Source organism: Microbacterium capsulatum, from assembly GCF_030865425.1.
In the GTDB taxonomy this organism is placed as follows: Bacteria; Actinomycetota; Actinomycetes; order Actinomycetales; family Microbacteriaceae; genus Microbacterium; species Microbacterium capsulatum.
Genome location: NZ_JAVFCB010000004.1, coordinates 276,583 through 297,041, shown reverse-complemented (window position 1 = coordinate 297,041; position 20,459 = coordinate 276,583). Strand labels below are relative to the sequence as shown.

General features: G+C 73.2%; 15 protein-coding genes. 7 read left to right on the top strand and 8 right to left on the bottom strand.

Annotated features, from left to right (window positions below; translation table 11 throughout):
• The first annotated feature begins 38 nt into the window (after positions 1–38).
• A complete protein-coding gene (locus RBR11_RS08895; RefSeq protein WP_308488968.1) occupies positions 39–1,403 on the top strand; it encodes a phosphotransferase in 1,365 nt (454 codons plus the stop codon).
• On the opposite strand, the gene RBR11_RS08890 is transcribed toward RBR11_RS08895, so the two are convergent.
• Together RBR11_RS08890 and RBR11_RS08885 are read right to left on the bottom strand one after the other, a co-directional pair.
• Positions 1,349–4,864: an ATP-dependent DNA helicase gene (locus tag RBR11_RS08890; RefSeq protein WP_308488967.1), complete on the bottom strand. Its 3,516-nt coding sequence runs from the start codon at positions 4,862–4,864 to the stop codon at positions 1,349–1,351. The two genes, RBR11_RS08895 and RBR11_RS08890, sit on opposite strands and share 55 nt — an antisense overlap.
• Positions 4,861–8,091: an ATP-dependent helicase gene (locus RBR11_RS08885; protein ID WP_308488966.1), complete on the bottom strand. Its 3,231-nt coding sequence runs from the start codon at positions 8,089–8,091 to the stop codon at positions 4,861–4,863. The genes RBR11_RS08890 and RBR11_RS08885 overlap by 4 nt, the downstream gene beginning before the upstream one ends.
• 120 nt (positions 8,092–8,211) lie before the next feature.
• Between RBR11_RS08885 and RBR11_RS08880 the strand changes: the two genes are divergently transcribed.
• Together RBR11_RS08880 and RBR11_RS08875 are read left to right on the top strand one after the other, a co-directional pair.
• Positions 8,212–8,436, top strand: coding sequence for a DUF3107 domain-containing protein (locus RBR11_RS08880; protein WP_308488965.1), 225 nt, complete (start codon positions 8,212–8,214; stop codon positions 8,434–8,436).
• A 4-nt stretch (positions 8,437–8,440) separates the two neighbouring features.
• Positions 8,441–8,728 (top strand): hypothetical protein, encoded by a 288-nt coding sequence (locus tag RBR11_RS08875; protein WP_308488964.1) that lies wholly within the window; start codon positions 8,441–8,443, stop codon positions 8,726–8,728.
• A 24-nt stretch (positions 8,729–8,752) separates the two neighbouring features.
• On the opposite strand, the gene RBR11_RS08870 is transcribed toward RBR11_RS08875, so the two are convergent.
• The gene (locus RBR11_RS08870; RefSeq protein ID WP_308488963.1) at positions 8,753–9,466 is read right to left on the bottom strand and encodes a ferritin-like fold-containing protein; all 714 of its coding nucleotides are present in this window, start codon (positions 9,464–9,466) and stop codon (positions 8,753–8,755) included.
• Between the two features lie 173 nt (positions 9,467–9,639).
• Between RBR11_RS08870 and RBR11_RS08865 the strand changes: the two genes are divergently transcribed.
• Complete coding sequence (locus RBR11_RS08865) at positions 9,640–11,160, top strand: DEAD/DEAH box helicase (protein ID WP_308488962.1); 1,521 nt, start codon at positions 9,640–9,642, stop codon at positions 11,158–11,160.
• A 58-nt stretch (positions 11,161–11,218) separates the two neighbouring features.
• Here RBR11_RS08865 and RBR11_RS08860 read toward each other — a convergent pair whose 3' ends face one another.
• Entirely contained in the window at positions 11,219–12,109 is an 891-nt protein-coding gene (locus tag RBR11_RS08860) for a PHP domain-containing protein (protein WP_308488961.1), read from the bottom strand.
• Positions 12,110–12,239: 130 nt separating this feature from the next.
• Between RBR11_RS08860 and RBR11_RS08855 the strand changes: the two genes are divergently transcribed.
• Both RBR11_RS08855 and RBR11_RS08850 read left to right on the top strand, forming a co-directional pair.
• The gene (locus RBR11_RS08855; RefSeq protein WP_308488960.1) at positions 12,240–13,271 is read left to right on the top strand and encodes an endonuclease/exonuclease/phosphatase family protein; all 1,032 of its coding nucleotides are present in this window, start codon (positions 12,240–12,242) and stop codon (positions 13,269–13,271) included.
• 212 nt (positions 13,272–13,483) lie between these two features.
• The gene (locus tag RBR11_RS08850; protein WP_308488959.1) at positions 13,484–14,923 is read left to right on the top strand and encodes a S8 family serine peptidase; all 1,440 of its coding nucleotides are present in this window, start codon (positions 13,484–13,486) and stop codon (positions 14,921–14,923) included.
• Between the two features lie 67 nt (positions 14,924–14,990).
• On the opposite strand, the gene RBR11_RS08845 is transcribed toward RBR11_RS08850, so the two are convergent.
• Complete coding sequence (locus tag RBR11_RS08845; RefSeq protein WP_308488958.1) at positions 14,991–15,380, bottom strand: DUF3054 domain-containing protein; 390 nt, start codon at positions 15,378–15,380, stop codon at positions 14,991–14,993.
• 109 nt (positions 15,381–15,489) lie between these two features.
• Between RBR11_RS08845 and RBR11_RS08840 the strand changes: the two genes are divergently transcribed.
• Positions 15,490–16,944 carry an aminopeptidase P family protein gene (locus RBR11_RS08840; RefSeq protein WP_308488957.1) on the top strand — a complete coding sequence of 485 codons (1,455 nt, stop codon included), beginning with the start codon at positions 15,490–15,492 and terminating at the stop codon, positions 16,942–16,944.
• A 129-nt stretch (positions 16,945–17,073) separates the two neighbouring features.
• On the opposite strand, the gene RBR11_RS08835 is transcribed toward RBR11_RS08840, so the two are convergent.
• Genes RBR11_RS08835 through RBR11_RS08825 form a run of 3 tightly spaced genes read right to left on the bottom strand, consistent with a single transcriptional unit; the run spans position 17,074 to position 20,371 of the window.
• The gene (locus RBR11_RS08835) at positions 17,074–18,414 is read right to left on the bottom strand and encodes an MFS transporter (protein WP_308488956.1); all 1,341 of its coding nucleotides are present in this window, start codon (positions 18,412–18,414) and stop codon (positions 17,074–17,076) included.
• Positions 18,411–19,583 (bottom strand): MalY/PatB family protein, encoded by a 1,173-nt coding sequence (locus RBR11_RS08830; RefSeq protein WP_308488955.1) that lies wholly within the window; start codon positions 19,581–19,583, stop codon positions 18,411–18,413. Before RBR11_RS08830 ends, RBR11_RS08835 begins: the two co-directional genes overlap by 4 nt.
• Positions 19,580–20,371: a helix-turn-helix transcriptional regulator gene (locus RBR11_RS08825; RefSeq protein ID WP_308488954.1), complete on the bottom strand. Its 792-nt coding sequence runs from the start codon at positions 20,369–20,371 to the stop codon at positions 19,580–19,582. The genes RBR11_RS08830 and RBR11_RS08825 overlap by 4 nt, the downstream gene beginning before the upstream one ends.
• Positions 20,372–20,459 lie beyond the last annotated feature (88 nt).

Here is a 20,459-nt window from a genome sequence, read left to right as displayed (position 1 = left end):
GGGCCCGGCGTGGACGAGGCTCGACCTACCCTGGTGACATGGCTCGCTCACCTTTCACTCTAGCCGCGGCTGTCACGGCGGCGGTGCCGGGAGCCGATGTCGTCGGCGCCCGTGCGCTGTCCGCGGGGGGCGACGCCCGCTTCGACTCGGCGGTCGCGACGCTCGCCGACGGCAGCGAGGTGGCGATCCGCGTCGCGGGCGACGACGACACCGCGGCCGAACTCGCCCGGGAGGGCCTCGCGCTGCGGGCGCTGACCCCGGGGGCGCGCGCGATGCTGCGCTTCGAGGTCCCCGAGCACCTCGGCGACGGCCGGGTCGGCGACTCCCGCGCGCTCGTCACGACGCTCGTCCCGGGCTTCCAGATCGATGCGGCCGAGATCCCGGCGGGCGCGGGTGCGGCCGTCGCGATCGGCAAGGCGATCGCCGGAGTGCACGCCCTGCCCGCCTCCGTCGTGCGCGGCGCCGGGCTCGCCGAGCGCACGCCGGAGCAGGCGCGCACCGAGGTGCGCACGCTCATCGACCGCGCGGCCGCGACCGGCCGCGTCTCCGCACGGCTGACCGTGCGCTGGCGCGAGGCCGTCGATGCCGACGATCTGTGGCGCTTCGAGTCGGCGGTCACCCTCGGCGGCGCGCACGCCCAGTCCTTCCTCTTCGCGGACGACGACGAGCGCGGCCCCCGCGTGATCGGCGTCATCGGCTGGCATGCGCTGTGCATCAGCGATCCCGCGGTGGACCTCGCCTGGCTGACCATGGCGACCGAGGCCCGGACGGATGTGCTGGACGCGTACGCCGGATCCACGCTGCGCGCCCCCGACGCCGGTCTCGGCGTGCGGGCGCGCCTGCTCGCCGAGCTCGAACTCGCGCGCTGGCTCATGCACGGGCACGACGCGCGCCGCCCCGACGTCATGGACGACGCCGCGCAGCTGCTCGACGCCCTCGCGGACGGCATCCACGACGACCTCGCCCCGCGGCGCACGGCGGGTGCCGGCGTCGACGAGGCGATGTCGGCGCTGGACCGGGTCCCGGCCCGCGAGCAGAGCGACGTCGACACGTCGATGCGGACCGACACCTACGACGCGGGCGCCTTCACCGGAGTCCCCTCCGACGACACCTCGGCGTTCGGGCCGCGCGGTTCCGGGGAGGAGGACCTCCTCGACGACGCATTCGATCCCCGCGACGCCGCATCCGACGCGGACGCCACCGGCGCGCTGGAGCCGCTCGACCCGAACGCGACCGCCGAGCTCGGCGCCTTCGGCGCGGAGGACGACGAGGACCGCCCGCCCCGGCCGACAACCCTGCTGCCCAGCGAGGGCGGGATCTCTGGCGAGGAGACGGACGTCGCCGAGGCTCACCGCGCGGCGCGGGCCGCGTTCCAGCGCTGGACCAGCGCCTCCTCCGAATAGACGCCGGTGGCGGGGTCGTCGCGGATCACGAGGTCGTCCGCGACGTAGAACAGCGCGACGTCGATCTCGTCCATGGGCACGCCGAACCGCCGGTGGTAGGCGAGACGGTACAGCGCCAGCTGCAGCAGCCGCTCCTCGCGCTCCGCGGCGGTCGCCGGGGGGCGGCCGGTCTTCCAGTCCACGATCTCGATCCGCCCGCCGCGGTCCTCGCGCCGGTAGACGGCGTCGAGCTTGCAGATCACGATCCGCGGCGGCTCGCCGTCCCCGACCGGCAGGGCGAAGTCGATCTCGGTCTCCACGGCGATCGGCTTGAGCGGTGCCCACTCGCTGCGCTCGAAGATCTCCCGCAGCCGGGCGAGATCCTCGGCGTCGGCGCGGGCGATCTCGTCGCCGGCGTTCGCGTCGTGCGCGAGGTCGAGGTCGTCGAGGTCCCAGAGCGCGTCGTCGAGCGAGGTGCCGACGCCGACGGATCCCGAGCGGTGCTCCACCCAGGCGTGGAAGAGCGTGCCGAGCCGGGTCTGTCGGTACGGACGCTCCGGCATCGGCCGGGTGAGCGAGCGGATCGTGCCGCCGTAGTCGGTGACGTAGTCCTTGAACCGGGAGGCGGGCACCCGCATGGGCGCGTCGGCGAGGACGCCGCGCTGCCGCGCCTCGCGCTCGGCGAGCAGTCGCTCGAGCTCCTCGGAGGGGGCGGGCGCGATCGGCGAGGCCGATGCCTGCCGCACCGCGTCGGCGGCGGCCTGCACGCGGGCGCGCCGCCCGCCGAGCGGATCCATCGGCCACACGCTCGTGCGGGAGGCGCCCTCGTAGGGGTTCTCGTCGGAGTCGAGTGCGGGGATCGGATCCAGTCCGAGCACGTCGATCGCGTCGAGCAGGTACGGGCTCGGCTTGCGCGGCGACTTCTGACCCGACCAGTGCGAACCGGTCAGCAGCAGGTCGGTGCGGGCGCGCGTCGTCGCGACGTAGGCGAGACGCCGCTCCTCGGCGCGCTGGTAGTCGCGGTAGTCGTTCTTGAAGCGGTGCAGCGCCCCGCCGCGCGGGCGGGCCTTGGTCGCGCCGGCGGCGAGCGCCTCCAGCGCCGCCTTGTGCCGCCGGGCCGGGTCCTCCCCCGCGGCGTCCATCTCGGCCTGCGGATCCCAGTCGAAGCGCGGGAGGGCGTCGCGGTCGCCGCGCAGCGGGAAGGGCACGACGCCGAACCCGAACCAGCCCTGCGCGTCGGTGATCCGCCCGGGCAGCTCCTCCTCGACGAGGCGCACGACCGCCACGGCGTCCCACTCCAGGCCTTTGGATCCATGGATCGTGAGCAGCTGCACGACTCCGGGCTCGGGCGGCTCGGCGCGCGGCATGAGCTCGTCGGTGGTCTCGGCCTTGTCCAGCCACGCGAGCAGGCTCCCGATCGTGCCGCGGTCGTCGGCGACGAGGAACGCGCGCACCTCGTCGCCGAAAGCGCGCAACTGGGTCGCGGCGACCCGGGCGGGGCCGCGGGTCTCGTTCACGGCCAGCTCGATGTCGAGCCGCAGCTCGGCCTCGATCATCCGGATGAGCTCGAGGATCGGCTGCCCGGACGCCCGGCGCAGCCGCTCGAGCATCTCCCCCGCCGAGCGCAGCCGGGCCCGTCCCTCGGCGCTGATCCGCGCGAGCAGACGGTAGTCGTCCCTGGCGGTGCGCACGAAGTCGACCGCGTCGATGATCGAGACGGCCTCGTCCGCACCGCGCGAGGAGCGCAGCCGGTCCTTGAGCTCGTCGGCGAGCGGGATGAGCGCGCCGTCCCGGGCGGCGAGCTCGCGGGCGAGGTCGTAGAGCGCCGCCATGTCGGCCACGCCCACGGCGAACCGCGGTCCGACGAGCAGCCGGATGAGCGCGGATCCCGCCGTCGGGTCGTGCACGACGCGCAGCGCCGAGACGACGTCGACCACCTCGGGGGTGGCGAGCAGGCCGCCGAGGCCGAGGATCCGGTGCGGGATCCCCCGCGCCGCGAGGGCGCCGGCGAAGGTCTGCATGTGCCGCTTGGAGCGGAACAGGATCGCCCCGGTGTGCGGCCTCCCTGCGGCCCGCTCGTCATGCACGGCGCGGAGATCCTCGAACCAGCCGGCGACCTCGGCCGCCTCGTCGTCGACGGTCTCGCCGTAGCGGACCTCGACCCGGCCGGCCCCGGATCCGGGGCGCGGCTCAAGCGCCGGCACGTCGAGCCCCGGCCGCTGCAGCGGCTCGAGCACCCGGTTCGCCACATCGAGGATCCGCTCGTCGTTGCGCCAGCTCGTCATCAGGCTGTAGGTCTCGGCGGACTGCTCGTGCGCGAACGTGCGCCCGAACGCGTACAGGTTGTCCGCGCTCGCCCCGCGCCAGCCGTAGATGGACTGGTGCGGGTCGCCGACCGCCATCACGGCACCGTCGCGGAACAGCACCGCGAGGAACCGGGTCTGGATGACCGAGGTGTCCTGGTACTCGTCCAGGAGCACGACGCGGTGCTGCTCGCGCAGCTCGGCGCGGACGTCGGGCGCGGCCTCGACGATGTCGAAGGCGCCGCCGACCTGGTCGGCGAAGTCGAGCACGCCGCGACGGCTCTTCTCCGCGATGTACTCGCGGACGAGGTCGGCGAGGATCGGCATCGTCCGCAGGTTCGCGAACGCCTGCTCGACGGGCGCGCTCGATCGGTACGACTCGAACGCGTCGGCCTGGGTGCCGGCGATCCGGACCATCGCGTCGATGTCGACCCGGTGGTCGAGCACGTCGCCCGCGAGGCGCTGCACGGCGTCGATCACGCCGTTCAGGGACCGGTCCACCTCATCCAGCCCCGGGATCTCTGCGCGCAGCACCACCGCGCGGGCGATGAGCCACGATGCGGACTGGCTCAGCATCGCGGCGTCCGGGTCGCGGCCGATATGCGCGGCGTGCTCGCGGACGATCCCGTCGGCGAAGGCGTTGTACGTCGACACGCGGGGCCGGATGATGAGGTCCGCGGCGTCGCGCGGGGCGGTCGGATCCCACCCGGTGCCGAAGCGCTCGGCGAGGCCGTCGAGCACCTCCCGCTGCACGGCCGCGCGCTGCGGGGCGGATCCGGCGGCGGCGATGCGGTCGAGGGCGCCGGTCGCGACGATCTCGGGCAGGTGCGGGAGCAGGCCGCGCCGGCCGTACTCGTCGATCCGGTCGAGGCGCAGGGCGATCCGCTCGGCGAGTTCGCCTGCGGCCTTGCGGGTGAAGGTGAGGCCGAGGATCTCGTCGCGCTGGACGAGTCCGTTCGCGACGAGCCAGACCACCCGGCCCGACATGGTCTCGGTCTTGCCGCTGCCCGCGCCGGCCACGACAAGGGCCGGGGTCGGCGGGGCCTCGATCACGCGCTGCTGCGCGAGGGTCGGCGTCGGCAGCCCGAGCGCTGTGGCGATGTCGGTGGCGGAGACGCCGTGACCGCCGTCCCAGGTGCTCGCGACGGACGTCGGGGCCAGGCCGGTCGCCGCGCTCATGCACTCACCGCCGGGATCGTGTGGATCCGGCACGGGCTGACCCGCACCTGGGTGTCGGCGCAGTGCGCCTCGACCTGCGCGGTGAAGCTCGAGGCGGCCATGCCGCGGCCGGCCTCGGCGACGCGCTCGAGGAACGCGGTGCGGGCCTCGTCGCCGAGCCGGTGCTGGTGCGCGACGCGGTAGGGGCTCGCGCCGATCGTCTGCGCGACGAGCACGAGCCGCGCCCCGGCGAGCGCGGCCGGATCCGCCCCTTCGACGAGCCCCTGCTCGACCGCGAGCTGATAGGCCGCCAGCTGGGCGTGCTCCACGACTTTCGCCTCCGTCTCCGGCTCGTACTTGCCGGTCTTCAGATCCACCACGACCACCCGCTCGCCGTCCGCCCCGTCCACCATCGTGTTCCAGGTACGTCCGCGGGCGGGCCCGTGCTCGCCGCCGCCCGTGGGATACACCTCGACACGGTCGATGTACCCGTTCACGACCGCCTGTTGCGCCGTGCGCTCGGGGTCGACCGGGTGCGCGGTGCGCGGCTCCCCCTCCGCGACATCGACCGCGAACCGGAACGCCGCCTCGGATCCGACCACCCGGCCGTGATCCCGCTGCACCGCATCGAGATAGGCGTGCAGGCGCTGCAGGTAGAGGTCGGCGCGGCGGCGCTCCTTGCTGTCGATCCACGGCGTCTCGAAGTCGAGCTCGCCCCAGCGCTCGTCGAGGATCCGCCGCATCGCGTCGAGGTCGCCGTCCGGCACGTGCTCCATCGCGGCGTGCACGATCGTGCCGATCCCCGCCGAGGGCGGCGCCACGGTGTCCCCGCCGAGCGCGGACACCGCCCAGTTCACTCCGCACTCCTCGAACGCCTCCAGCCGGGACGGCGAGACGGATACGGATCCCTCATCGAGGTCCCGCAGCGGGCGCGCATCGGAGGGGGCGCGCACGCCGAACCAGCCGTCCGGATCCGCCCCGGGCACCTCCGCCTCCGCGAGCAGGCGCAGCTGCCCGGCGGCCTCGGCCCGGGCGGCCGGATCCGTCGACGTTGTGAGCACGCGGCGGTGCCGGGCGACGAGCCCGCGCAGGGTCAGCGGGTGCGCGTGGCGCTCGTCGACCGGGAGCGGATCGGGCAGGAACCCGAAGAAGGCGCTCGGGCTCTGATCGTCGTCGTCGACGGCTGTCACGAGCAGCCGGTGCCGGGCGCGCGAGATCGCCCGCACGAACAGGCGCAGCTCGTCGTGCAGCGCCGCACGTCGCCGGTCCAGGGTCGAGTGCACGTGCTCGGGCTCGCCGGAGCGGGCCGCGGCGACCGCCTCGCCGAGCCGCCAGGTCTCCAGCAGGCCGCCGCGCAGCCGCACGTTGGGCCACAGCCCGTCCTGCACGCCCGCGATCACCACGGCGTCGAACTCGGTGCCGAGCGCGGTCGCCGGGGTCATCAGGGTGACCGTGCCGGGCCGATCGGGCGCGGACAGCGAGTCCTCCGGAACCTCGGTGTCGAGGATGTCGTGGATGAACGCCTCCGGCCCCTTCTCCGGGGCCCGTTCAACGGAGCGCTTGGCGGCGTCGAACAGCGCGACGAGGGCGTCCAGGGCCCGGGCGGTCTCCGCACCGCCGGGCGCGGAAGCGATGTCCTGCCAGGCGATGGCGAGCCGGCGCCCGTCCGGCGCGCGTGATCCGTCCCACACCCGCCAGAGCAGCTCGTGGATCGTCTCTCCGCGCTCCCGGCCCTCGCGGACCTCGCGCAGCACCCGGCCGAACCGGTCGGCGATGCGCGCCTCGGCCGTGTCCACCCGGGTGAGCATCGCCGGCTCGGCGAGCGCGTCGCGCAGCAGCAGCCGGGCGGGCGCGGATCCGCCGTCCTCGAGCTCGAGATGCCGCAGCCGGGCGCGCAGCCGCCGCAGCCCGACGCCGTCGAGCCCGCCGAACGGCGTGCGCAGGGCCTCGGCGAGCAGGAGCGGATCCCGTTCCGCGGGTTCGGCGAGGGCGAGCCGCACGATCCCGACGATGTCGCGCACGATCGTCTCGCTGCCGAGCGGCCGCTGCACGCCGGCGGCCCTGGTGGGCACCTCGCGGGCGGCGAGCTCGGCCTCGAGCGCGGCGACCTGGCGGGTGTCGTGCGCGATCACGGCCAGCCTGTCCCAGCCGATCCCGTGCAGCAGGTGCCACTCGCGCAGCGCGGTCGCGATCCGGTCGTGCTCCTCGTGCGGCGAGGGCGCGACGAACGCCTCGACGACGCCGGCGGCCGTGTCCTCCCCGGTGCCGGGCGCCCGGCGGTGCTCGACCCGCCCCGACACCCCGATCGTCTGCACGACGGTGCGGGTGAGGGCGGTGAGCCGCGGATCCTGCCGATGCGCGTGATCGAGCACGTGCACGTCGCCGAGCAGGGACGCGAGCCGGGCGAACAGCTCGGGCCCCGCTCCCCGGAACGCACCCGAGGAGATGTCGGGATCGCCGAAGGCCGTCACCGCGACGCCCCGTGCGCGCAGCGCGTCGACGAGGGCGACACCGCCCGCCGTGAGCTCCTGCGCGTCGTCGATGAGCACGGCCTTCAGCCGCCCGAGCGGGCCGAGCAGGTCCGCGTCCGCCGTGCGCAGGATCGCCGCCGCCTCCGCGAGCAGGTCGGCGGCGTCGCGGTGCGCGGAGCGGGCGCGGTCCAGCACCGTCCGGTACGACTCCGCGAACGCTCCGACGGCCCGCCATGCGGGGCGCTCCGACTGCGCGAGCTCGGCCGCGGTGACGCCGAGCTCGGTGCACTCGGCGAGGAACGCCCGCAGCTCCGACCGGAACGCGCGCGACGACCGCACGGTCGCGCCGAGTTCCCCGGGCCAGCGGCTCGGGCTCCCCTCGGCCTCGTCCTCGGCGTCGCCCGCGAGCAGGTCGGCGATGATCCTGTCCTGGTCGGCGCCGGTCAGCAGCGCGGGGGGCTCCTGGCCGCCGTGCACCATCGCTCCGCGCACGATCTGGAACGCGAAGGACCCCAGTGACCGGGCCAGCGGTCCCGGGGTCGCGATCCGCACGCGCACCCCGATCCGATCGCGCAGCGCGGTGGCCGCCTGCCGGCTCGGCGTGAGCGCGAGCACCTCCTCCGCGACAAGGCCGCCGTCGCCCACGAGGTGAGCGATGCGCTCCACCAGGACGTGCGTCTTGCCGGTGCCGGGACCGCCGATCACGGTGCCGGTCGCGGCTCGCGCGGCGCCGATCACGGCGGCCTGCGCGGGGGTCGGGACGGGGCTGAACGGCATGCCCTCCACGCTATCTCCCGCGGCCGACATCGCCCTCGGCGAACAGCACCCCGCCCGCAGTCCTCGCGCGATCCGCCCGCGATAGAGTGACGGGACCTCAACCTTTCAAGGAGCATTCCCGTGGAGATCCGCATCGGCATCATCAACACCGGCCGCGAGCTCAGCTTCGAGACCTCGGCCTCCGCCGACGAGGTGCGCACGCAGATCGGTGAGGCCCTCGACAAGGGCGCGAGCCACGTGACGCTGTCCGACACCAAGGGCGCCTCCTACATCGTTCCGACCGCGAGCCTCGGCTACGTCGAGCTCGGGACCGAGGAGTCCCGCCGCGTCGGCTTCGTCGCCTGAGCCGATGTACATCCTGCTCGCGCTGATCGGCGCCTGCCTGCTCGGCATCGCCGTGCACTACGCCCTGCCGCACCGCGGCGTGCGCGGCGTCGCCCTCGCCCCGGCGCTGGCCACCGCGGTCGCCGCGGCGGCCTACGCGGTCGGGCAGTGGGCGGGCCTCGCCGAGTCGAACGTGTGGCTCTGGGTGATCTCGCTCGGCGGCGCCGTCGTGATCACCGTCGCCGCGACGCTGATCCTGAGCCAGGGCCGGGTGCACGGCGACGCCCGCCGACGGTCCGCCCTCGGCATCTGAGCCGGATCCCGGCGGGAGCGGCGTCTAGGACGCCAGGCCCATCGCGTCCATCCGGCGGGCGTGCGCGGCCATGAGCTCGGTGAACACCGGCTCGAGCTTGTCGTCCTCCGCACCGGGAAGATGCGGCCGGAGCGCCGCCCGGGCGACGAGGATCGTGTCGCCCACGAGCCGACGGCCCCACAGAGACAGCAGCGAGCGCCACTGCTCGTCGCTCGCGATCGTGGCCTGCACGATCCCGACGATCTCCTGGCGGTCGTCCGCCTCGGCGAGGATCTTCGCGACCTTCGCGCCGGTGTCGCCGTAGCTCGAGGCGAGCGCGAGATAGAAGTCGTCCAGCATGCCCGCGGTCAGGTACACGGCGAGCATCGTCTCGGCGATGCGCGGGCCGAGGGTCTTCCGGCGGAATCCGTCGAGCTGCTCGCGGAACGGCAGCATCACCCGGGTCGGATCGTCGCCCTTCGCGGCGATGATCGCCACGATGCCGTGGTGCTTGACGAGGGCGGCCCCGGCGGCGCGGGTCAGGATCTCCTTCTCGCCCAGGTCGGTCGTCGCGCGGATCAGCCGGGTGAGCGTCTCGAAGTAGCCGAGCTGCAGATAGGCGGCCTGGCCGAGGAACGTGGTCAGCTCCGGCGCGAGCTCGGCGAAGTCGACCCTGGTCGCATCGCCCTGATCGCCGCGCGAGCGCAGGACGAGGGTGCGCCGGGGCGCCTTGTCGCGCTGCCAGAACCACCTCACCACGCGGCCAGCCTAATGGAGCTCGAACGTTCTCCTCAGCAGCGCGCACCCGCTCCGGTAGGCTGGTCGTGCTCCGGCGACGGATCGGAGCCCCGCGCCTGTGCATTCGGATCCGGCGTGGACCTCTCAATCGAGGCGGCGCCTCGCCAGGCCCGCCGGACAGGCAAGAACAGACTGTGACGACTTTCGCCGATCTCGGCATCGATCAGGACATCGTGGACGCCCTCGCGGCGAAGGGCATCGTCGACGCCTTCCCGATCCAGGAGCAGACCATCCCCCTCGGCCTTCCGGGCCAGGACATCATCGGCCAGGCGAAGACGGGCACCGGCAAGACCTTCGGCTTCGGCATCCCCGTGGTGCAGCGCCTCGGCCTCGACCCGGAGCCGGGCGTCAAGGCGCTCATCGTGGTGCCCACGCGCGAGCTCGCCGTGCAGGTCTACGAGGACATCGACCTGCTCACCTCCGGCCGCTCCACCAGCGTGGTCGCGATCTACGGCGGCAAGGCGTACGAGGGCCAGATCGAGCAGCTGAAGGCCGGCGCGCAGATCGTCGTCGGCACCCCCGGTCGCCTCATCGACCTCGCGAACCAGCGCCTGCTCGACCTGTCGAACGCCGCCGAGGTGGTGCTCGACGAGGCCGACAAGATGCTCGACCTCGGCTTCCTCGCCGACATCGAGAAGATCTTCTCGAAGGTCCCGGCCATGCGGCACACCCAGCTGTTCTCGGCGACCATGCCCGGCCCGATCGTGGCCCTCGCGCGGCGGTTCATGAGCAACCCGATCCACATCCGCGCGAACGACCCCGACGAGGGCCTCACCCAGGCGAACATCCGCCACCTCGTCTACCGCGCGCACTCGCTGGACAAGGACGAGGTCATCGCCCGCATCCTGCAGGCCGAGGGCCGCGGCAAGACCGTCATCTTCACGCGCACCAAGCGCGCCGCGCAGCGCCTCGTCGACGAGCTGGGCGACCGCGGCTTCAACGTCGGCGGCGTGCACGGGGACATGGGCCAGGATCAGCGCGAGCGCTCGATGGCCGCGTTCAAGGCGGGCAAGCGGGACGTGCTCGTGGCGACCGACGTCGCCGCCCGCGGCATCGACGTCGACGACGTCACGCACGTGATCAACCACACGATCCCGGACGAGGACAAGACGTACCTGCACCGCGCCGGCCGCACCGGCCGCGCGGGCCGCACCGGCATCGCGGTCACGTTCGTGGACTGGGAGGACCTGCACAAGTGGGCCCTCATCAACCGCGCCCTCGAGTTCGGCCAGCCCGAGCCGGTGGAGACCTACTCGTCGAGCCCGCACCTCTACGAGGACCTGAACATCCCGGCCGGCACCAAGGGCCGCCTGGTCACCGCCCCCGTGTCGGAGAAGCCGGCGCGCAAGCCGCGCGAGCCCCAGCGCGCCGCGGACGCGGCCGCCGAGGGCACGGCCGAGGCCGGCACCCGTCGCCGCCGTCGCCGTCGTCGTGCCGAGAACGGCATCGGATCCACGTTCGCCGAGGGTGCGGAGGCTCCCGCCGGCAAGGCGGCCGCGGCCCCCGAGGCCGACCGCAGCACCGACGGCGCCGGCACGCACGACGGCCAGGGCGCGGAGCACCACGACGGCCGTCCCGCCGCGCAGCGCCGTCGTCGTCGCCGCCGTCCGGCCGGCGGTGCCGCGAGCGGCGGCGCCCCGCAGACCGGGGCCTGATCGACGCCGGACAGCGCTGAGGGGACCGATCCTGTCGCAGGGTCGGTCCCTTCTCGTCTCAGCCCCCGACTGGATAGACCGGGGACGAACCCGACCCGCGGTCGATGATGCGCTGCAGCATCTCCGGGGCCGTCGTGTTCTCCCCCGGGACGTTCGGCTTGCCCGCGCCGTGGTAGTCGCTGGATCCGGTCACGATGAGATCGTGCTCGGCCGCGATGCGGCGCAGCCAGGCCTTCCCGTCTGCGGTGTTCTCGCGGTGGTCGAGTTCGAGGCCGCCGAGCCCGGCGTCGATGAGCCGGCGCAGGGTCTGGTCGGTCATCCGCTCGCGCCCGGCCGGGTGCGCGATCACCGGCACCCCGCCCGCGCCGACGACGAGTTCGACCGCGGTGAGCGGATCCGGCGCGTAGTGCGCCTCGTAGTACCCCTCGCGCGGGTGCAGGATCGTCGCGAACGCCTCGCCGCGGTCCCGCACGATCCCCCGGGTGACGAGGGCGTCGGCGATGTGCGGGCGGCCGACCGTGGCGTCCCCCGAGGTCTCCGCGAGCACGTGCTCCCAGCGCAGCGGGTAGTCCCGGCCGATGTTGCGCACGATGCGCTCGGCGCGGCCGATCCGGTCGTCGCGGATCCGGGCGGTCTCGGCGTCGAGGTCGGCGTCGTCCGGGTCGAACAGGTACGCGAGCACGTGGACGCTTCGCCAGCCGTCCTTCGAGGAGAGCTCCATCCCGGGGATGAAGGTCAGCCCGTGCGCGGTCGCCGCGGCCGCGGCCTCGGCCCATCCCGCGGTCGTGTCGTGGTCGGTCAGCGCGAGCGTGCGCACGCCCTCGTGCCGGGCGCGCTCGACGACGGCCGCCGGATCCTCGGTGCCGTCCGAGCGGTTCGAGTGCAGATGCAGGTCGATCGGCCCGTGGAACAGGGACGGGCGCGCGGTCGGATCGGCATCGACGGTCATCCTCCGAGCGTAGCGATCCCTCCGGCCGACGCCGGCAGCAACGGATCCCGTCGATCCTCATGATCCGTTCGGCGGATCCCGAGGCGGGCACCAGAAGGCTCCCAGATCCGCTCGCCTAGGCTCGAAAGCGATGCTTCGCCTGTTCGGAATCCTGATCACCGTGCTCTTCGCGATCGCCACCGCGATCGTGACGTGGCCCCAGTTCTTCCACCTCGAGCAGACCTTCCCGATCACCCAGGTGGTCGCCTCGCGCGGGGTCCTCGTCATCGCCTTCGCGGCGATCGTGGTCCTCGGCCTGCTGCTCGCGCCCGCCCGCCCGCTGCGCGGATTCGCGGCGTCGCTCATCATCGTCGCGCTGATCGGCGGCGGCGCCTCCGCGGCGATCGGCGCGCTGCGCGGACTCGACCCGAGTGCGCTGCCCGAGAAGACGCCGACGAGCGTGCGGGTGCTGGCCTGGAACACGGCGGGCGAGGCCGTGTCCGCCGCAGACATCGCGAAGACCGTCGTGACGCAGAAGGCCGACATCGTCGCCCTTCCGGAGACCACCGAGTCCGCCGGCGAGGACATCGCGCTGCGGCTGCGTGCCGCCGGGCATCCGATGTGGGTGCACCACGTGCAGTTCCGCCCCGACGTGAAGCGCGGCCCGGACTCCTGGCAGACCACCGTGCTGATCTCCCCCTCCCTGGGCGACTACTCCGTGATCGATTCGTCGGCGGACGGGACGAGCAACACCGGATCCGTGCCCAGCGCCGTCGTCATGCCGGTGGACGGCAAGGGCCCGACCGTGGTGGCCGTGCACACGGTCGCACCGCGTCAGGACGCCATGGCCGGCTGGGCGCAGGATCTGCGCTGGGTCGCCGACCAGTGCCCCGCGGGCAGGAACGTGATCCTCGCCGGCGACTTCAACGCGACCCTCGACCACATGGCCGGCCTCGGCACCGACGGCGGCGACATGGGCGCCTGCCGCGACGCCGCGTCGCGCTCCGGGTCGGGCGGGCTCGGCACCTGGCCGAGCTCGGTGACCTCGCTCGTGGGCGCGCCGATCGACCACGTCATGGCGACCGCGCAGTGGCGCGCGACCGGATCCGAGGTCCTCCCGTCGGGCCCGGGCGGAAGCGACCACCGGGCGCTGGTGACCCAGCTGGAGCGCATCGCCCGATAGCGACGGGAGCACACGGACGCCACCCATAACCTGAATGCGACCTATCAGCAACCATTGAAATAGCTGGGAACGGGCACTAGAAACGAGGGAGGGCATTCGCCCGAGCCGGCCAAGAGCCGGCCTCTTCCCGCACGAGAGGACCCTCACCCATGAGGTTGCTAACCCGTCATCGGTCGCTCCGCCCGGTCGTCTGCACTGTCGCAGCGCTGGGAATGATCCTGGCCGGAACCGTCAGCGCCAACGCCGCGACGTCCGAGGCCTCGACCCCGGTTCCCGTCACGCCGCCGGACGGCACCGTGATGAGCTACGTCGTCAACACGGGCCAGGCCAACCCGGGCCAGACCCGCAAGGCAGAGAAGGCCGTCACGGACGCCGGCGGCGTCGTCGTGCAGAGCTGGCCGGAGATCGGCGTCGTGATCGCGCAGTCCGACCGGGCCGCGTTCCGCGACACGATCAAGGTCACCGGCAGGAACGTCGTCGCCTCGGTCGGCGCGACCCGCACCGCCGAGGTCAAGGACAAGGTCACCGGCGCCCAGGCGCCGTGGGGCCCCGGATCGTCCGGCTGGAACCAGGGCAAGAACAAGCCCGTCAACGGCGACGAGCCCACCACGCCGGTCCCGGCCGACGGCACCGACGCCCGCGAGTCCGAGCAGTGGGACATGACGCTGATCCACTCCGACCAGGCGAACCGGATCACGGACGGCAGCCGCGCCGTGCTCGTCGGCGTGCTGGACTCGGGCATCGACCCGAACCACCCCGATCTGAAGGCGAACATCGACGTCGCCGACTCCGTCAACTGCACCGCCGGCGGACGCCCCGATCAGGCCGAGGGCGGCTGGTACCCGACCACGTCGGACCACGGCACGCACGTCGCGGGCACGATCGCAGCCGCGCGCAACGGTGTCGGCATCGTGGGGGTTGCGCCGAACGTGCGCCTGGCCTCGGTCAAGGTCGTGAACGACGACGGCTTCATCTACCCCGAGTACGCGATCTGCGGCTTCATGTGGGCGGCGAACCGCGGCATGGACGTGACGAACAACAGCTACTACATCGACCCGTTCGAGTTCTGGTGCGACGACCAGCCCGACCAGGCCGCCGTGCGCGAGGCCATCGCCCGCGCCGTGAACTGGTCCAGCGGCAAGGGCGTCGTGAGCGCCGCCGCCGCGGGCAACTCCGGCATCGACTTCACGATGAACACGACGGATGCGGGCAGCCCGAACGACGCGCCTGCGCCGACGGTCCGCACGATCAACGAGGGCTGCAAGGACATCCCGGCACAGGTCCCCGGTGTCGTCACCGTGTCGGCCATCACCCAGACCGGACAGCTGGCGTACTTCTCGAACCGCGGCCTCGGCCACATCGACGTCGCCGCGCCCGGATACCGGATCCTGTCGACGATCCCGAACGCCAAGTACGGGCTGAAGAGCGGCACCTCGATGGCCTCCCCGCACGTCGCCGGCGTGCTGGCGCTGATGAAGTCCGCGCACCCCGAGCTGACCCCCGCCCAGATGGTGGAGAAGCTGCGCGCCGACGCCACCAAGACGCCGTGCTCGGCGCCGCAGCTGAACAGGGGCCCGGCGTGCGTGGGCACGACCGAGCTGAACAGCTACTACGGCTACGGCATCGTGGACGCGCTCAAGGCCGTCCAGTGAGCTGAGCCCGGCCTCGGCGAAAGGGGCCCGGGATCGCCTGCGCGGCGGTCCCGGGCCCTCTCACGTCTCAGCGGCGGGAGCGGGCGATCAGGACCGCGATCCCCCGCCAGCCGAGCAGGAAGACGAGAAGCGTCACCGTGGCGACGATGATGAAAGCGAACGCGGTGCCCGCGCCGGTGACGACGCGGAGGATCATCCCGACAGCGACCGTGATCACCACCAGCGGCAGCCCCGTGCGCAGGATCGCGGTCGGGGCGCGCCAGGCGCGCAGCACCGTCCAGCCCACGGCGAGCCCGGCGAGGAAGGGCCAGGCGGTCTCCAGCACACCCAGCACGTCCACGCTGTGCTCGTGGCTCGCGCGGCCGATCGCCGCGAACACGACGACCAGCACCGCGTCGATGCCTCCGGCCGCGGGCCAGGGCAGGACGGAACGGGCGGGGCGGGCGGCGTCGGTCATGCTCCCCACGGTAGCCGTGCCGGCTATGCGCTCCGCCCCGGAGCGGCGAGCGCTCACCGCGGAGGCCTCGGCCCGGCGAGCCATGCGGATCCGATGAGAGGATGGAGGCATGACCTCCGAGCACGACACGATCGAGCAGAACGCCGGCGCCCCCGCGTCCGAGACCACGACCGGCACCGCCGCCGGCTCCCCCGGCAACACGAACCGCCGGCAGCCCTTCCCGCAGGGCTTCCTGACCGCCATCTCCACCGGCTGGGCGGAGCGACCCGAGTCGCTTCCCGCGGCCCGTACGCAGGCCCCGTACGCCGCCGCCCGGCGCGCCGCCGTGTCGGCCGCGTTCCCGGGCAAGCGGCTGGTGATCCCCGCCGGATCCCTCAAGCAGCGCAGCAACGACACCGACTACCCGTTCCGCGCCCATTCGGCCTTCGCGCACCTCACCGGCTGGGCGACGGACTCCGAGCCCGACTCGAAGCTCGTCTTCGAGCCCACCGCGGACGGGCATGACGTGACCCTGTACTTCCGCGAGCGCGCCGACCGCACCACGAGCGAGTTCTACTCCGACGCCACGATCGGCGAGTTCTGGATCGGTCCGCGCCCGGCGCTCGCCGGCGTCGCCGCCGACCTCGGCCTCGCCACCGCGCACCTGGACGAGTTCGCCGCCGGATCCGACGACCTCGTCGTCGACGAGGACGGCGAGCTCACCCAGTTCGTCTCCGAGCTGCGCCTCGTCAAGGACGACTACGAGATCGCCGAGATGCGCCGCGCAGTGGAGATCACCGCGCACGGCTTCGACGACATCATCCGCGACCTCCCCCGCGCGATCGCGCACCCCCGCGGCGAGCGCATCGTCGAGGGCGTCTTCCACCAGCGCGCCCGCAGCGACGGCAACTGGGAGGGCTACGACACGATCGCCGCGTCCGGCCCGCACGCCTGCTACCTGCACTGGACCCGCAACGACGGCGCGGTCGTCGAGGGCGACCTGATCCTCGTCGACGCCGGCGCCGAGGCCGACAGCCTCTACACCGCCGACATCACCCGCACGCTGCCGGTGAACGGCACGTTCAGCGACGTGCAGCGCCGCATCTACGACACGGTCGTGGAGGCCGCGGACGCCGCCTTCGCCGCCGTCGAGATCGGCGTGCCGTTCCGCACCGTGCACCAGGCCGCGATGGACGTCATCGCCCGCCGCACCGCCGAGTGGGGCCTGCTCCCCGTGACCGCCGAGGAGGCGCTCGACGCCGACAACGGCGGGCAGCACCGCCGCTACATGGTGCACGGCACGAGCCACCACCTGGGCATCGACGTGCACGACTGCGCGCAGGCCCGCCGCGAGATGTACTACGACGGCCTGATCGAGCAGGGCTCGGTGTTCACGATCGAGCCCGGTCTGTACTTCCAGATCGACGACGTCACGGTCCCCGAGGAGTACCGCGGGATCGGCGTGCGCATCGAGGACGACATCCTGGTCACCGCCGACGGCCCGGTCAACCTCTCCGCCGCGATCCCGCGCACCTCGGCCGAGGTCGAGGCGTGGATCGCCCGCGTGCAGGGCGCCGCGTCCTGACCGCACCGGCACGACCACGCTGAGGGGTCGGCGATCCTCGGATCGGCCCCCTCCCAGCGTCGAGGCCCCCTCCCAGCGTCGCCGCTCCGAGGGGGCCTCGGCGCTCAGAGGGGGCGTCGACGACCGCGCTCAGCCCGCCGCGCGATCGCGCGCGACCGCCGAGGGCGAGTCGGCCCCCACCGCGACCGGGGCGTCGTTCTCGGGCATCGTGGCGCCGGCCGTGATGGCCCGGCCGCCGAACCCCACGAGCACGAGCAGCACGAGGAACGCCATCGCGTTCACGGCGACGAAGCCGCCGAGCGCCAGCACCGGCCCGGCGAGGGCCGCGAGCACGGCCGCGCCGAGGCTCATCATCGAGTCGCTCGCGCCCTGCAGCGGCACGCGCACGTGCACCGGAGCGGAGGCGACGAGCAGCGCCGATCCGCCGATCAGGCAGGCCGACCAGCCCAGGCCGATCAGGCAGAGGGCGACCATGAGCGGCCCCATCGAGCTGTGCCCGAACGAGGCGTCCCAGGCGCCGAGCCCGAGGGCGAACAGGAAGATCACGACGCCGATCCAGACGACGCGGAACGCGCCGATCCGGTCGGCGAGCCAGCCGAACACCGGGCTGAGCGCGTACATGCCGACGATGTGCACACTGATCACGATGCCCACGAACTCGAGCGACATGCCCTCGTTGTTCATGCTCACCGGGGTCATCACCATGACCGAGGTCATCATCATCTGGCCGGTCACGATCGCGACCATCGCGAACAGCGCCCGGGGATACGTCACGGCCGCCCGCAGCGCCGCGAGCGTGCCGAGCCTCGGCGCCCCGGACCGCGCCTCCTCGTCGGCCGCGCCCGCGGCACCGCGCACGGGACGGATCGTGGAGACGACGGCCGCCGACAGCAGGAATCCGACGAGGGAGAACAGGTACGGTCCGCTGAGCGGATCCAGCCCGAGCGCCCTGCCCAGCGCCGCACCGGGAGCCGACAGGTTCGGGCCCGCGATCGAGCCGACCGTCGTCGCCCACAGCACGATCGACATCGACCGGGCCTGCGCGCCCTCCGCGGAGTACTCCATCGCCGCGTACCGGGACTGCAGGTTCGTCGCGGTCCCGGAGCCGAACATCAGCATCGCGATCATGAAGAGCCAGAACTGCTTCGTCGTCACCGCGACCAGGATCAGCAGAGCGCCCACCGCCGCGGTGGCGAAGCCGAGCGTGAGCGACCAGCGGCGACCGCGGCGCGTCGCGAGGCGCGCCAGCGGGATCGCCATGAGCCCCGCACCGGCCACCGAGGCGGTCTGCGCGAAACCCGCGACGCCCATGGCCCCGCTGAGCTCCTCGGCGAGCAGTCCGCCCACCGCCACGCCCGTGGCGATGCCGCAGCCGCAGAGCAGCTGCGCGACGATCAGCCGGATCCGATTGCCGCGCGCCGCACGGCGATCCGCCGACGAGGCGACGACCGTCGGCGATCCGGCGCTCACGAGCGGCCGTCGAGCGCCGCGGCCATCTGCCGGACGGCCTGCTCGATGACCGGCCGGGGCGTCGCGAGGATGAACCGCAGGAAGCCCTCCCCCGCCTTGCCGCAGGCGATTCCGTCGGTGAGCGCGACGCCGGCCTTCTCCCGGAAGAACTCGGCGGGCGATCCCTCGATGCCCAGGCCCCGCGCGTCCAGCCAGGCGATGTACGTGCCCTCGGGCGCCGTGTAGCCCATGCCCGGGATGTGCTCGGCGAGCAGCTCGGTCAGCAGCGCACGGTTGCCGTCGAGGTACTCGAGCGTCTCGTCGAGCCACTCCCGGCCGTCGTCGAAGGCGGCGGTGGCCGCGATCACGCCCATGTTGCTCGCGCCGTGCTCGGCCCACGCGACCACGGGCCGCTTCCACGCCTCGGCGTCCGCGTCGTTGCTCAGGATCACCTGCGCCGCCTTGAGACCGGGCAGGTTCCAGGCCTTCGAGGCGCTCGCCGCGGTGATCGTGTGCGCAGCCGCGACCTCGCTGATGCTCGCGTACGGCACGTGCCGGTGCGGGGCGAAGACCAGCGGGGCGTGGATCTCGTCCGAGAACACCCGCCCGCCGTGCCGCGCGACGACCTCCGACACCGCCTCCAGCTCGGCGCGGGTGAACACCCGGCCGAGGGGGTTGTACGGGTTGCACAGGATCAGCAGCCCGCCGCCGTCCGCGAACGCGCGGTCGATGCCCTCGAGGTCGTACACGTGGCGGCCGTCCTCGAGCAGCATCGGGACCTCGATGATCTCGCGGTCGTGCATCGCCGGGATCGTGAGGAACGGCATGTACGCGGGCGTCGGCAGGACGATCTTCGACCCGGGCTCGGTGAAGAAGTCGATCGTGGCACGGAGGGCCGTGAGCACGTCCGGCACCGGACGGATCCGCTCGACGGGGACCTCCCAGCCGTAGCGGTCGTCCTGCCAGCGGGCGCACGCCTCGGCCATCGCGGTCGAGACCGCGGACGGCAGGTAGGCGAGCAGCCCGTCATCGACGGCCTTGTTCAGCGCCGTCTTGATCGGGGGCGCGACGCCGAAGTCCATCTCGGCCACGAACGCGCCGATCGTGCCCGGGAAGGCGCTCCACTTCACGCTGCCGATCTCCCGCATCCGGTCGATGCCGATCGCGTCCAGCTCCTGCGCCGTGCTCATGCCTTGTCCTTCCCCGCCTCAGCGCGGTCCTCCGACGCGGACTCCTCGTCCGCGATCTCGTTCAGATAGTTGTAGATCGTGAATCGGGTCACCCCGAGCGCCGCCGCGACCATGTCGACGGCGTCGCGGAGGTGGAACATGCCGCGTGCCTTGAGGTCGCGCACCACCTCGACCTTGTGCCGCTTCTGCATGAGCTCGACCGGGGCGTCGACCTTCGACACGGCGCGCCGGATCAGGTGCGCGGCGAGCTGATCGACGTCGGTGACGAAGATCTCGGACTCATCGTCGTCCACAGGGCGGGCCGACTCGATCGGCACGGGGCGGCCCGGCGCCGAGGCCCCGGCGCCCTGGGCGACGCCCAGCATCGAGGAGATCACGTCCTGCACCGACTCCCACACCGACAGGTCGGAGTTGAGGCAGAGCGCGGCGACGGGCTGCCCCGTCACGTCGCGGATGATCATCGTGGACGAGCGGATCCTGCGGCCGTCGGGCAGGCGCGTCTCGTAGCCGACCTCGTGGTCCGCGGACAGCTCCTGCAGCTTCTTCAGCAGCAGATCCGTCGTGGGATCGCCGACCTGGCGCCCGGTGACCGTGCCGTGGATCGCGACGATCGAGTTCGGCAGCTTGCTGAGGTCGTGCAGCACCACCTCCGTCGAGGCGGGCAGCGAGCGCCCGAGCGGCTCGACGAGGCTGGAGAACACCGCGATGAGGCGCTCCCCGTCCACGGTGGGACGGATCACGGCGTCCAGGATCCCGGCGGCCCCGGCTCTTCCCTGTGTCTCGACCATGCGCGTCCTCCTCTTCCCGGAGCGCGGCTCCGGACGATGTCAGCTGTCCCCCGGCGCGGCGACGGCGCCGTCCCTCCTCGAGCATGAT